This is a genomic window from Janthinobacterium sp. OK676 (assembly GCF_900103595.1).
Lineage (GTDB): Bacteria > Pseudomonadota > Gammaproteobacteria > Burkholderiales > Burkholderiaceae_D > Janthinobacterium.
Genome location: NZ_FNHA01000013.1, coordinates 25,884 through 41,391 on the forward strand (window position 1 = coordinate 25,884; position 15,508 = coordinate 41,391).

General features: G+C 68.3%; 2 protein-coding genes. Both read left to right on the plus strand.

Annotated elements, in window-relative coordinates; translation table 11 throughout:
• Window positions 1-37: 37 nt before the first annotated feature.
• Complete coding sequence (locus BLU39_RS22815; protein WP_092717302.1) at window positions 38-13,696, plus strand: filamentous haemagglutinin family protein; 13,659 nt, start codon at window positions 38-40, stop codon at window positions 13,694-13,696.
• A gap of 138 nt (window positions 13,697-13,834) precedes the next feature.
• Entirely contained in the window at window positions 13,835-15,472 is a 1,638-nt protein-coding gene (locus tag BLU39_RS22820; RefSeq protein ID WP_217635103.1) for a ShlB/FhaC/HecB family hemolysin secretion/activation protein, read from the plus strand.
• Window positions 15,473-15,508 lie beyond the last annotated feature (36 nt).

Below are 15,508 nucleotides of genomic sequence, written 5' to 3' on the forward strand. Positions count from 1 at the left end.
ATCGGTCAGCAACGGAACATGAAAAGGGAATGTCGCCATGCAGCGAAGCAAGTCGGTCACGAAACACGCATCCTCCTCCGCCATGGCGGGCAGCCACAACGGGCGCCCGGTGCGCTTGAAACCGCTGGCGCTGGCCATCGCCATGCTGCTGCAGGCAGGCGGCGCGCAGGCGCAGCAGCCGTTCAGCGGCGCCTGGTTTGCGGGCAAGGGAGCGCAGCAGGGAACGGCCACCGCTACGGGACGCTTGCCGAATGGCCAGCCGGCCACCTCGCTGAACAACCCTTTGCTGCAGCAGCAAAAGGCCGAAGGCAAGCTGCAGCAATCGCTGAACAACTTGTTGCTGACCGCGCGCGGCATCGCCGCCGAACAGGCGGTACAGGCGGCCGCGCGGCAGGCGGCGCTGGCGGCCGGCGGCGCGCCCGACGGCCTCGTCAAGGGCGGCTTGCAGGTCGACAGCAACAGCCTGACGGCGGGCTGGCTCAACGCCCAGGCGCCCGTGCAAACCCAGGCCGACGGCAAGACCGTCGTGAAGGTCGCGCAGACGGACGACAAGGCGATTTTGAACTGGGAAAGTTTTAATGTCGGCAAGAACACCACCTTGCAGTTCGACCAGAAATCGCACTGGTCCGTGTTGAACCGCGTCAACGATCCGCTGGCGCGCCCCAGCCAGATCCAGGGCCAGATCAAGGCCGACGGCACGGTGATGATCGTCAACCGCAACGGCATCGTGTTTGCGGGCAGCAGCCAGGTCGATACGCGCAACCTGGCCGCCGCCGCCATGGGCATGAGCGACAGCCAGTTTAAGAGCGGCCTGTACGGGAAGACGCAGGGCACGGGCGCCGTACCGACCTTCGCGAACGATTTGCTGCTGGGCCAGAATACCTTTACGCATGCGGCGGCCGAAGCGGACGTCGTTGTCGCCGCCGGCGCGCGCATCGACACGCGCAAGCCGCAGACGGTGACGGAAGGCGGCGGCTATGTGCTGCTGGCCGGCCGCGCCGTCGAGAATGCGGGCGCCATCACCACGCCGAATGGCCAGACCACCTTGGCGGCCGGCGACGCCATCGTCGTGCGCCAGGGCATGGGCACGGACAAGAACCAGTATTCGAGCACGCGCGGCAATGAAGTCGAGATGCTGCGCGTGGCCGACAGCGGCGCCGGCAGCGTCGTGAATAACGGCCTGATCCAGGCGGCCACGGGCGACATCACGCTCAGCGGCAACAGCGTGCGCCAGGATGGCGTGCTGTTGTCGAGCACGACCGTCAATGGCCGCGGCACGATCCACCTGGCGGCGGCGGGCGAGAACGCCGCCGTCACCCTGGCGCGCGGCAGCGTCAGCGCCATTGTCATCGACGACAACGGCGCCACGGCGCTCGACGTGCAGCGCGACACATTGCTGAAAGACACGGGCAAGGGCACGGACACGCCGCAGGACCGGCGCGACCAGTCGCTGGTGCGCATCGTCTCCGCCGGCAACATCGAGTTCGAAGGCGATTCGCTGACCCTGGCCACGGGCGGCCAGGTGCTGGCCGATGCGGCCCGCCGCAGCCACGTGGCGCGCGACGCCGCCATCGATGTGTCCGGCGCCGTCGGCGTGAAGGTCGACATGAGCAGCAACAATGTGCTGGTCAACGTGCAGGGCAACGAACAGCGCGACGCGCCGGGCAGCCGCGACGCCAAGTACCTGAACAACAGCGACGTGTGGGTCGATCGCCGCGACCTGGTGTTGGTGCCGGCCGGCACCAACGGCTACGCCACGGACCGCTGGTACACGGCCGGTGGCCTGCTGGAAGTGAGCGGCTACCTCAATACCAGCGGCCACGGCATCGGCGAGTGGGCGGCCCAGGGCGGCACCGTCGGCTTTGGCGGCGGCGAAGTGGTGACGCAGGCCGGTTCGCGCATCAACATCGCCGGCGGTTCGCTGGACGTGCAGACGGGCATGGTCAAGCAGACGTGGCTGAAAGGCGCCGATGGCGCGATGGTCAAGCTGAGCACGGCCCCTGGCGACAATCTGTACACGGGCTTGTACCGCGGCTACGAAAGCACGCATGCGCGCTGGGGCGCGAACACGACGGAAACCCATGCGAATGCCTTGATCGGTCCCCGCGAGCGCCTGGAAAACGGCTACACGGTGGGCCGCGATGCGGGCCGCCTGATCGTCTCCACGGGCGCGGCCGTGCTCGAAGGCGATGTCGACACGTCCGTGTTCCAGGGCGAGCGCCAGCAGCGCAAGCGCGACGACGGCGTCGATGGCTACAAGCAGGCGCAGACCTCGGCCGCGCGCGCCGGTCAATTGATCGTCGGCAAAATGACGCCCGTCTTCGATCCGAAGGCGGGCCAGTTGCGCGACAGCCCGCAAGCCGTGCTGGAAAGCGTCGAGATCGGCAAGGTGGCGCCCGTCGCCGATGGCCAGCTGCTCAGTGCAGCTTTGCCGGCCGCGCGCAGCAAGACCCTGCAGCTCGATGCGGACTGGCTCAACGGCCTGGAGCTGGGCGCCCTGAATATCTACGCCTACGACAAGCTCGACGTCAACGCGGACGTGCGCGTGGCCGATGGCGGCGACATCGCCCTGCACGCCACCGACGTGGCCATCAAGGCCAATGTGAGCGCGCGCAGCGGCAGCATCGCGGCCGGCAATATGGTCTCGCGCTACCAGGCGAACGGGGGCGCCGTGTGGATCGATGGCCCCGTGTCGCCGGAAGGGCGCGCCACGGGCCAGGCCGGTGTGCGCGTGGCGCCCGGCGTGCGTCTCGATGCGCGCGGCCTGTGGAGCAACCTGGAGCTGGACCCGGGCGCCAGCGGCGGCCTGCCGTACGTGAATGGCGGCAAGGTCACATTGAAGAGTTCGGGCGGCATCGAGCTGGCCGGCGGCAGCGTCATCGACGTTTCGTCGGGCGCGGCCCTGATGAGCAATGGCAGCCTGCAGGGCGGGCGCGGCGGCGACATCGCCCTGGCCGTTGACTTGCCGCGTGAAAAAACGCCGACGGGCGCCGTGCTCAAGCTCGATGGCGAGCTGCGCGGCCATGGCGTCAAGGGCGGAGGTCGCCTGACGATCGACAACGGGACGGCCGTCAGCATCGGCGGCAAGCTGCGGGACGGCGACGTGTTGCCAGGGGGAAGCAGCGCCCCCGTCGGCCTGCGCCTGGCCGATGAATTTCTGATTGCCAAGGGCGAGAAGATTCCCTTCGATTTCGCGCTGAGTCTCAGCCTGATCAAGCCGGGCGAGACCTTGAGCATGCCCGTGACGGCAGATGTGTCGACGCAGAAACCGCTGGTCGTGGCAGACAGTGTGCTGGTGCCGCCGGGCGCGAGCTTCTTCATCAACGGCTTGGCGTACGTCCAGGGCGGTTCCATCGTTCCCGCCGGCAGCGTGGTGACGGCCATCAATGGCCTCACGACGGGTTTCGTGGTGTCGGCGGCGGCCTTCCCGAACGGCTTGCCCATCGTGCCGATCACGACCCAGTATGCGGCCGGCAGCATCGCCGCCGACGACGTGCGCGCGCCGCGTGGCGTGCTGCTGCCGACCGGCACCATGCTGGGGCGCGACGTTGCCGTGCAGCCCATGCTGGCGCTGGACGCCAGCCTGTTCCAGAGCGGCTTTGCCGACTACGCCGTCACGGGCCGTGACGGCGTCGTGGTGGTCAAGGATGCGCATCTCGACGTGAAGATGCCCGTGCTGCGCTTCAATCCCGCCACCGGCCACACGGTGGCCGGCGGCACGGATCCAGGCGCCGCGCTGGAAGTGTGGATGCCGGAGCTGTACCAGGAAGATGCGCGCAAGGCTAAGCTGACGCAGCGCGCCGGCGCCGACCTGACGCTGACGGCCGGCAGCCCGTACGTGAAGGGCGCCCTGGCGGTGGCGCAAGGCGCCGTCGTCGCGGTCGATCCGGGCCGCCAGATCAGCATGACGAGCAATGGCCAGGTCAGCATCGATGGCCGCCTCGACGCCTGGGGCGGCAAGATCGCCGTGCTGCCCGGCACGCTGGGTACGGGCAGCGATGCGGATGTGCCGAACGGCAAGGGACAAGCCACGTCGATCTGGATCGGCGAACACGCGGTGCTCGACGTCGCCGGCCGCGCCACCGTCGCCACCGACATGCGCGGCGGCCGTTATGGCCGCGCCGACAAGGGCGGCAGCATCGAGATCGGCGCCCGCTACAAGGCCGACGCGGCCAGCGTCGACGCGGCCGACGCCTTTGTCGTCGTGCGCCCGGGCGCACTGCTCGACGCCAGCGGGGCGCAAGCCACCCTGGACTTGCCGAACCAGGGCGCCGTCAACGTGGCCGGCAGCGGCGGTTTGATTTCGCTCAGTTCGTACAACGGCATCTTTGCCGATGGCACTTTGCGTGCGGTGGCCGGTGGCGCCGGGGCGGCCGGCGGCACCCTGGCGATGGCGCTCGACACGCCCAATTACGGCCAAGTGAACCGCCTGACGCTGGAAGGCGATAGCGTCGACAATGCGGTGCGGGTGCCGCGCGAATTCGTGCTGGCGCAAGTGCAGGGCGACAGCGTCTTGCCGGCCGGTTTGCGCGCCGGCCAGCAGGATGAAGCCTTGCGCTACGGCAGTGCGCGCCTGGGCGCCGACCGCGTGAAGGCGGGCGGCTTCGATAACCTGGCCATGCATGTGAACGGCATGCTCAGCGTCGATGGCGACGTCAACCTGGCGCTGGGCCAGAGCCTGCGCCTGAGCGCCAGTTCGCTGGGCCTGACGCAGCCGAAGCCGCAGACGCCGCAGCCCGATGCGGACGGCCAGGACAAGTTGCATGGCCTTGCCAGCCAGGTGCACCTGGCGGCGCCGTATGTGCGCCTGGGTACGGCCGCGCGCGTGCAGAAAGACAATTACATCGTGCCCAATGCCGTGAAAGGCTCGAAAAACTCGGGCAAGGGGCGCGGCATGCTGGGCGTGCCGCTGGTGGCCGACGGCTCTCTGCTGCAGATCGATGCGGGCATGCTCGACCTCGCGGGCGAGGTCAACATGGGCACGCGCGGCGAGATCGTGCAGAACGGCGGCACGCCGCTGGCCGTCGAACGCGATGCCTTCGAACAGCTGACCCTGAACAGCCGCGGCGACTTGCGCATGTCGAACAACGCCGCCCTGTACCAGCCGGGCAACGCCACCCTGGTCGCCGCGCAAATCTATCCGGCCACGGGCGACAGCGGCATGCTCACGGTGGGCCAGAGCAGCCGCGTCGACGAGTACGGCAATATCCGCGTCACGCTCGATCCGTTGCGCACCCTGAATATCGAGCGCAGCGCCGGCAGCGCCACGCCGAACCAGCCGTTTTCCGTGTTCGGCAGCCTCAACCTGATTGCTCCCACCATCAACCAGCACGGCGTGCTGCGCGCGCCGCTGGGCCAGATCACCCTGGGCGCCGAGGGCTTTGAAGCCAATACGGGCCATGTCAATCTGTTGCCGGGCAGCTTGACGTCCGTCAGCGCGAAAGGCTTGACGATGCCGTACGGCGGCACGCTCGATGGCCTCAGCTACCTATATGACGGCAACGACGTCGTGTTCAAGGGCGTGGGCAACGGACCCGAGGTCGCCTTGGTCGGCGCCGCCGTCGACGTGCAAGCCGGCGCCGTGCTCGACCTGTCGGGCGGCGGCACCTTGACGGGCGCGGCCTTCCTGGCCGGACGGGGCGGCTCCACCGATGCGCGCCTCAATCCGCTGGTGCAGATGAAGCCGAATGGCGGTTTTACCTTGCCCGGCCTGAATACCAATCCCGTGTACGCCATCATTCCCGGCGTGCAGCCGGACGTGGCGCCTTTGACGGCCGAGCAGGGCGCGGGCAAGCCGGCCGTGGGACGCCAGATCACCATCGCCGCGGGCGTGCCCGGTCTGGCCGCCGGCACCTACACCCTGCTGCCATCGAATTTCGCCTTGCTGCCCGGCGCCTTCCGCGTGGAGCTGAATGGCCTGGCCGGCGCCGTCGAGGCGGGCGCTACGGTGGCCATGCGCAATGGATCGTATGCGACGGCGGCGCAGACGGGCATCGCCGGCACGGCGATACGCGACGCCGTACCGGGCCAGGCCATCCTGACGCCGGCCGACGTGCTGCGTACCTATTCGCAATACAATGAAACGGGCTATGCCACCTTTGCCATGGCGCAAGCCACGCGCGACGGCGTGCCGCGCGCCATGCTGGAACGCGACGCCAAGGGCATGCGGGTGCAATTGATCGCCCCGTCCCTGCACAGCGTCGAGAATAACCACACGCCATTGATGATGGATGGCAGCGCCCTGTACACGCCGGCCGAGGGCGGCTTTGGCGGCTCGCTGCTGCTGGGCACGGGTGGCCATGCGGGTACCCGCTATCAGGTGCTGGCCGACGGCACGGCAGCGCAGGCGGACTTCGATGGCGTCTCCGTGCATGCTTCGCAGATCAACGCCTTCGGCGCCCAGCGCCTGGGCATCGGCGGCTTGCCGCGCGTCACCTACAGCGATATCGGTACGGGCAGCAATCAGCGCGCCAATATCGCCGCCATCAAGGAATCGGCGGGCGGCATCGTGCTGCGCGAGGGCGCCGTGCTGAAGGCGGCCGAAGTGTTCCTGGTGACCACGAAAACCGACGACGGCATCTTCCTCGAGCAAGGTTCCGGCATCAATACGCTGGGCCGCGGCAAGGCGGCCTGGGACTCGCGCGACGGCTATGTGTACGAGCCGATGGGCAGCGTGCTGGCCGTCTCGAACGGCTGGCTGGACATGCTGCCGGCCGTGCGCACGCCGTTCGATTCGGGTGGTCCCGGCATCATCGACATCGGCACCTGCGTCAAGGCGGGCGGCGCCTGCACGGGCACCACCTCACTGTATTCGGAAGGCACCATCGCCGCCGTCACGGAGCGCGCATTTACCCTGCGCGACAACGTGCGCTACGGCACGCGCAACCTGGTGCTGGGCATGGGGGCCATCAATATCGGCAGCGCAGCTGCGCTGGCGGACGCCAGCGCCCGTGGCGCTTTGCCAGACGGCCTGGCGCTGAACCAGGACGTGCTCGACCGCCTGCTGCGCGGCGATACGAGCACGGGCGCACCGGCGCTGGAAAGCCTGGGTTTGACGGCGCGTAATTCCTTCAATTTCTATGACTCGTCGCAGCTGTCGACCATCGATGCGGCCACGGGCAAGTCGTCGCTGTCGCGCCTGGTGCTCAACACGCCCGCCATCTACGGCTATGGCGGCAGCGACGCGTTGGCGCGCATTCACACGGACACCCTCGTGTGGCAGGGCGCGACGAATGCGCCCGGCGCCGTCGTTGCCAACGGCCCCGGCACGGGTAGCGGGCGCTTGCAGGTCGATGCCAAGCGCATCGAGTTCGGTTTCACACAGGACAGCCGTACCGACACCATCCATAACCTGGACCGTTTGATACTGGGCTTCGGCCAGGTGGCGCTCAACGCCAGCGAGCAGCTGACCGCCAACAACAAGGGCAGCCTGTCCGTCTACCAGTCGCAAAGCGCGTGGGATACGGCCACCAATGGCTACCGCTACAGCGGCGGCGATCTGCTGATCAACACGCCGCTGCTGACGGGCGCGGCCGGTTCCGTCAACCGCATCACGGCGGGCGGCGACCTCAAGGTGAGCGCGCCGGCCGGCGCGACCCCCGCCACACCGGCGAACGCGGCGCCGGCCGGCGCCCTGGGCGCGGAAGTGGCGCTGAGCGGCAACAGTGTCAGCGTCGATACCTCCGTGGTTCTGCCAAGCGGAAAGCTGACCCTGTCGGCCGAGCGCGATGTGCTGCTGGGCGACAAGGCCAAGCTGGATCTGGCGGGCCGCAAGATCGATTTCTACGACACGAGCAAGTACAGCTGGGGCGGCGACGTGATCCTCGACAGCCGCGCAGGCGATGTGCGCCAGGCGGCCGCTTCCGTGATCGACGTGTCGGCCGTGAACAACCGCGCCGGCAAGCTGAGCGTGGTCGCCACGGGCGAGGCGGCAGGCACGGCCGACTTGCGCGGCAGCTTGCTGGGCGGCGCCAGCGGCCATTATGACGCGGGCGGCACCCAGGTGCCGTACGCGGCCGGCGGCGTGGAGGTGCGGGCCCAACAGATCGGCGACTTCGCCGGCCTGAACCAGCGCCTGAACACGGGCAAGGTGTTCGGCAGCCGCAGCTTCCAGCTCAAGCAGGGCAATTTGACCATCGGCGACGAGGTCAAGGCGCGCGAAGTGAGCGTGTCCGTCGATGGCGGCAGTTTGAACGTGAGCGGCCGCATCGACGCCAGCGGCGAACAGGTGGGCAGCATCCGCCTGGCCGGCCGCGACGGCGTCACCATCCAGTCCGGCGCCGTGCTCGATGCGCATGGCACGCTGCTGCGCACGGACAGCTACGGCCAGGTGATCGAGGCGCCGAACCGCGCCGTCATCGAACTGGCCGCGCCTGGCGGACGCCTGAGCCTGGAAAATGGCGCGCGTTTCGACCTGCGCAGCGGAGACAAGGGCGGCAACTACGGCAGCATCGACCTGAACGCGCGGCGCCTGGGCGGCGCCACGGGCGACGATATCGACATCGATGCGGCCGGCGCGCTGAACATCGCCGGCGCGCGCACCATCAACGTCAACGCCTTCTGGCAATACAAGGATGCGCCGGCCGGTACCGGCAAGGATGCGGACGGCCGCAGCTACCAGGGCATCAACCAGGCCTATCTGGACGAGAAACATGGGGACAGCCAGGCCTTCATGGCCCACGCGCTGGCCAATGGCAACTTGATGGACGGCAAACTGCGCGGCTTGCGCGGCGACGCCAATGCTTTCCATGTGCGCCCCGGTGTCGAGATCGTCAGCGCCACGCCGGGCGGCGACTTGCACATCGATGGCGACATCGACCTGTCCGGCCACCGCTACGACGGCGTCAATCCGCAGGCGCGCCTGAGCGGCGTGTACGGCTCGGGCGAGGCGGGTGCGCTGGTCGTGCGCGCCGGTGGCAAGCTCAGCGTCTTTGGCAGCATCACGGATGGCTTCGATACCCGTACCTTGCCCGTCACGTCGGACGACAAGGGCTGGCAACTGGTGAAGGGCCGCTTGCCATGGGGCGGCGAGGTCGTCGTGCCGCAAGCGGGTCTCGTGACCCTGGCCGAAGACACGTATTTCAAATCGGGCACGAGCGTCAATTTCGCCGTGCCGATGAAGGCCATGCAACTGCGCGGCGGCACCTTGCTGGCGGCGCGCGCCACCTTGACGGCGGAGTTGAACTTGCCGGCCGGCAGCGTGCTGGGCGGCGCCGTGCGCGATGCCGACGGCACGGTGCTGTACGCGGCCGGCACGGTCTTGCCGAAGGCGCTGACCTTATCGAGCGGCATGCAGCTCGATCCCGGCCTGCGCCTGCCTGGCGCGGCCCAGGTGGCGGCCATGGTGTGGCCGGCGAACGTGGCCCTGCCTTTCCCTGAAGGCAGGCCGTGGGATGTGGCCGACGCCACGAATGCCGTCAATGGCGTGGTGCTGGCCTCGGCGCTGGCGCTGGACAAGGGCAGCGTGCTGCCCGCCGGCACCGTGGTCAAGCTGCCGGGCGACGACACCATGGTGGCGCTGCGCAGCGCGGATGGCAGCGGCAGCCAGGGCCGCAACCTGGCGCTGGCGCCCATGCTGGCCCAGGGGTCGCAAGCGTGGTCGCTGCGCCTGGTGGGCGGCGCCGATACGGCCGCCGCCGATACGCGCGCGCTGCGGCCGCATGCGAAGGATGCCCATCTGATGCTGGCCGATACGCATTACGGTATGGGGGAACGGACGTCGATCAAGCCGGGCACGGGCTTGCCGGGCAAATATATCTACAGTGCAGAAGCCATCGAGATGGGACTTCCGGAAGGCGAGGTCAATCTTGATGACTGGGGCGGTGAAGCAGCCCTGCTGGAAAACTATCCCACCTGGGTGATCAAGATTGCCGACGGCACACCGCCCGAAATGGTGACCAACGTGGAACCGGCGCGCCAGCCCCTGTTCAGCGTGCTGCGCACGGGCACGGGCGACCTCGACTTGCTCGCCGCCGGCGATTTCGACATGCGTTCGCTGTACGGTGTCTACACGGCGGGCACGCAGTCGGCCTCGCCGCTGGTCGATGGCAAGGATCTGTTCAACCTGCCGCGCGGCTTGAACGCCAAGGGCAAGCTGCTTGGCGCGCTGGGCGACGACAAGTTGACGCGTTTCGTCGATGGCGGCAGCGAGAGCCTGTACCGCGCCTGGTATCCGGAGCACGGCGGCAACCTGCTGCTGCGCGCCCAGGGCGACGTCAAGGGCGACACCATGGGGACGGCCACCGCCCAGCGTGAGGATGCCATCGGTACCCTGAGCGCGCAGCAGGATACCAGCGACATCGGCGCCTGGCTGTGGCGCCAGGGCAGCGGCAGCACGGGCGCGGGCGTGCCGACGGCGTGGTGGATCAACTTCGGCACCTATGTCGCGCGTCCCGAAGGCTACGATCTGTTTTCGGGCGTTCCGGTGGTATCGGGCTTTACGGGCATCGGCACCCTCGGCGGCGGCAATGTGCTGCTGCAGGCGGGCGGCAACGCCGGCATGCTGACGTCGCGCGCCGATCCGGGCGGCGAGTTCGCGCCGCGCAGCCAGGGGCTGAACGTGGCTGTGGCCAGCACGGGCAGGGTGACGCCGGACGGCAAGCTGCTGCTGACGGGCGGCGGCGACCTCGATATCCGTATCGGCGGCGGCCTCAACCCTGTCGCCGAGGTGCGCAGCTTCGACGCCAACAGCGATGCCCCGAATGCCGACACGCGCTTCGAGCGCCAGTATCCGACGCTTAACAGCACCTTCACGAATCTGCGCGGCGCGCTGCGCATGGAGGCGGGTGCCGTGGGTGGCGTCGAACTGCGCTTCGACCGCGCCGATCCGAAGGAATCGCGGCCGTATGAAACCTATACGGCGGGCACGGCCATTGCCAGCGGCGGGCCGATCCTCGTGCCGGGCGACAGCGGCGTGCGCATCGATGCGCGCGGCGACCTGGTGCTGGGCGGTACGGCCGATGCAGGCCGCGTCAAGCAGCTGGGCAATGGCTCGCCGTTCACCTACCAGGGTGTCGAGCGCCAGGGCGAGGGCTGGAGCTGGTTCTCGCTGTGGACGCCGGCCACGGCCATCGACCTGTTCAGCGCCGGTGGCAATCTGACGCCGACGTCCGCCTGGATCAATGCGGCACCGGGCAACAACCATGCGCCAACGGATGCACGCTTCATCATGCCGTCCGTGCTGCGCGCCGTGGCCGCCAGCGGCAGCCTGTACTACGGCAATGCCAGCCTGGGCAGGCTTGGCGAGGGCGGCAACGTCGACATGCCGCAAAACGGCGTGATCCTGGCGCCGTCGCCAGTGGCGCCGCAATTCGTCAAGACGGGCGCGGGCCAGCTGGAAATGCTGGCCGCCGACTCCATCCATGCGGCCGGCTATCCGATCACGCCATCGGGCGCCGATCCGCGCCTGTTGCCGAGTCCATTCAACCCGGGCTTCGTCGGCGCCCTGGACCCGGTCTGGTTCGGCCTGCTGCCCTTGCATAACGTCAGCGCCAACGGGCTGGCACCCGGCGCGCTGAAATGGTTCGGTTCGTCGTCGAATGGCGCCAGCGATGCTGCGCAGCAACTGTATCCGCTGTTCAGCATGACGGCGCCGACGGTGTCGGACTACGTACCGGTGGGTCAGGTGCCCGCGCATTTCTATGCCAACAGCGGCGACATCGTTGGCCTGCGCACGGGCGGCATCGTGTACCGGGGAACACTGAAGGGCGAAACGGGCCCGCTGGGCGTGTGGTACGAGGGTGCTGGCGCCGTGGCCGTGCGCGCCGGGCGCGACATCGTCAATTCCGGCACGCCGCTCGGCAGCGTCGAGGGCGTGCCGGACGGTGCGGCCGGATGGACCAGCCTGGGCTATGTCGGCCGGCCCGATTATCCGGACAAGCCGGTCGTCTCCGGCGTTTCGTCCACGCGCGGTAACCTGTTCGTGCACCGCCATGCCGACGACGTCTCCGTCGTCAGCGCCGGGCGCGACATCCGCTACAGCACCTTCTACGTGGCGGGACCGGGCCAGCTGAACGTGAGCGCCGGGCGCGACCTGTACATGGCCGACAAGGCGGAATTGCGCAGCCTTGGCTCCATCGTCGGCAGCGGTATCGGCGAGCGCGGCAACGGCGCCGGCATCAGCGTGGCCGCCGGCGTGGGCCGCAACGGTCCCGATTATGCGGCCTTCGCGGCGCGCTACCTGGACCCGGCCAAGCTGGCCGACCCGAACCGGCCGCTGGCCGACCAGGCCGGCAGCGCCGTGTACGTCTACGGCGGCAAGCTGACCCTGGCCGACTGGCTGCGCGGCCAGTTCGCCTACAGCGGCGATGAGGCGGGCGCGTCCGCCTTCCTCGGCACGAAGCAGGCGGAACTGGAAAAGGCCGGCCAGGCGACGGGCACCGCGCGGCGCGACCTGGCGCGCGAATATGCGCAGGTGAGCCAGCTGCACCTGGTGAACTGGCTGACAACGCGCTTTGGCGGCGACAGCGGCCTGGGCATCCGCTACGACCCGGCCACCGATGCGCGCAGCTTCTTTGCCGCCCTGCCGAAGGAACAGCAGCAGGTCTACCTGAGCAAAGTCTACTTTGCCGAACTGAAGGCGGCCGGGCGCGAATACAACGATCCGGACGGCATGCGCCGCGGCAGCTACCTGCGCGGCCGCGAAGCCATCGCCACCCTGTTCCCATCGCAGGACAAGGCGGGCAAGAAGATCGAGTACAAGGGCGACCTGACGATGTTCAGCAGCGCGCTGTACACGGTCAATGACTACAGCGGCGTGTACACCAAGCGGCCGGTCGAGGGCGTGCGCTACCTGAGTCCGCAGGAGTGGGCCGAAGCGGGCCGTCCGACCGTCAACGTGCCGCACGTGATCGTCAACGATGCCGGCATCCACACGGATGTGGGCGGCGACATCGGCATCACGGTGCCGGGCGGACGGGCGCTGATCGGCGTCGACGGCGGCTATGCGCCGGGCGAAGGCTCGGGCGTGCTGACGCAGGGCGCGGGCGAGATCCAGATGTATGCGAAAGACAGCATCCTGCTGGGCCAGAGCCGCATCTTCACCACCTTCGGCGGCAACATCCTGGCCTGGTCGGCCACGGGCGACATCAATGCGGGCCGCGGCACCAAGTCCACCGTCGTCTACACGCCGCAGCGCCGTACCTACGACAGCATCGGCCTCGTCAGCCTGTCGCCGAGCACGCCGGCCACGGGCGCCGGCATCGCCACCCTGAACCCGATCCCGGAGGTGCCGCCCGGCGACATCGACCTGATCGCCCCGCTGGGCAGCATCGACGCGGGCGAGGCGGGCATCCGCGTCTCGGGCAACGTCAACCTGGCGGCCTTGCAGGTGATCAATGCGGAAAACGTCCAGGTGCAGGGCAAGTCGGCGGGCCTGCCCGTGATCGCCAGCGTGAACGTGGGTGCGCTCAGCAATGCCAGCGCGGCCGCCACGCAAGCCGTCACGGCGGCGCAGGACGTGCTGCAACGGGAACGGGCCGCCACGCGCCAGGCGCTGCCGTCGCTGTTCACGGTGAAGGTGCTGGGCTTTGGCAACGAGCAGGCGGACGAAGCCGGTGCTGGCAAGCACCAGGGCGGCGAGCCGCAGGCGTCCAGCTACCAGCCGGCCGGCGTGGTGCAGGTGCTGGGGGCGGGACCGTTGACGGCGCCGCAGCTGCAGGCGCTCACGCCGAACGAGCGGCGCGGCCTGCAACCGTGAGTTTTATGAACATTTGATGACATTCGGCAGTCGTCGCGCGCGGCGGCTGTCTAGGCATCAGTAGATCAGCATTAACAGAAAAACGCCGGCCCAGCGCCGCAACACAGGGCAACCGTTTGATTTTAAGGTGAATGGAAGATGCGTGAAATGACAACCAAGGGCAGGGGCGTGCCGCCAGCGGCGCCTGCAAGGGCCTTGACGATGCTGTGCCTGGCCATGCTGGCGCTGCCCGGCATGGCGCGCGCGCAGGACGCGGTCCCGGCTGCCGCGCCCGTCGCCGCGCCGGAACGGCAGCTGACCATCGAGGAATACCTGGTGCGCGGCAATACCGTGCTCGACGCGCGCACCATTGAAGAGGCGGTCACGCCCTTCCTGGGACCGGGCCGCAGCCTGAAGGACGTGGAAGGGGCGCGCGACGCCCTCGTCGCGGCCTACCAGGCGCGCGGCTACCAGTCCGTCTACGTGGACTTGCCCGAGCAGCAGGTGGCGCAGGGCGTGGTGGTGCTGCAGGTGAGCGAAACGAAAGTGGGACGCTTGCGCGTGGTCGGTGCGCAATACAACTCGCCGCTCGATGTGCGCCAGCAAGTGCCGGCCCTGACGGAAGGCAAGGTGCCCGATTTTACCCAGGCGCAAGTGGAATTGACGGCCCTGAACCGGGGGCCCAAGCGCCAGGTGATGCCGCTGGTCAAGCAGGGCAGCTTGCCCGGCACCATGGACGTGGACTTGAAAGTCGAGGACAGCAGCCCGTGGCGTGCCAGCGTGGGCTTGAACAACGATTACAGCGCCGATACGAAAAAATTGCGCACGAGCGTGTCGGTCGGCCACGACAACCTGTGGCAGATGGGGCATAGCGCCACCATCAGCTTTTTCGGCACGCCGGGCGACCTGAACCAGACCAAAGTGTGGTCGGCCTCGTACGTGGCGCCCATCGGCACGCAGGGCTGGAGCGTGGAAGCGACGGGTTACCGGTCGAACAGCAACGTGGCCAGCGCGGGCGGCACCAACGTGCTGGGCAAGGGGCACGCGCTGGGCATGAAGCTCAACTACACGGTGCCCAACGGCGGCATCTGGTGGCACAGTTTTTCGGCCGGCATCGACTTCAAGGATAACCAGGAAGCACTCAAGCTCAATGGCACGGGCAGCAATATTCCGCTCAAGTACGTGCCACTGAGCGTGTCGTATAACGGCTTTGCGCAGACGGAGGCGACGACGTATGGCCTCGGCCTGTCCCTCGTGGCCGGCACGCGCGCCTCGTTCGGCTACGGCAGCAATAGCGCCGCCTACGACGACAAGCGCTACAAGGCATCGCCCAGCTTCCTCGTCCTGAAGGGCGACGCCAACGCCACCACCACCCTGGGCAGCGGCGCACAGCTGTACGGCAAGCTGGCGGGCCAGCTTGCCGACGCGGCGCTCGTGTCGGGTGAGCAGATGGCCGCCGGCGGCGCCAATTCCGTGCGCGGCTACCTGTCGGCCGAAGCGACGGGCGACTACGGCGTGTCCGGCACCGTCGAATGGCGCACGCCCCAGCTGACGTATTTCAGCCGCCTGGAAAACTGGCGCTTGTTCGCCTTTGCCGATGGCGCGCGCCTGCGCCTGCGCGATCCGATGATCGAGCAGAAAGACCTGTTCGGCCTGGCCTCCGTGGGCGTGGGCAGCAGCTTCCAGTTCCTGCGCTACCTGAATGGCCGCATCGATTTTTCGTATCCGCTGCGCGACGGCCCGCGCACGCACAAACACGTGCGCCGCATCAATTTCAACCTGTCGGCCAGCTACTGACGGGCCAGCTCACCAGCACTGCACTTTTTTAGACTT

Coding starts and splice junctions, on each gene's coding strand:
- BLU39_RS22815 (WP_092717302.1), top strand. CDS start 38: ATGCAGCGAAGCAAGTCGGTCACGAAACACGCATCCTCCTCCGCCATG.
- BLU39_RS22820 (WP_217635103.1), top strand. CDS start 13,835: ATGCGTGAAATGACAACCAAGGGCAGGGGCGTGCCGCCAGCGGCGCCT.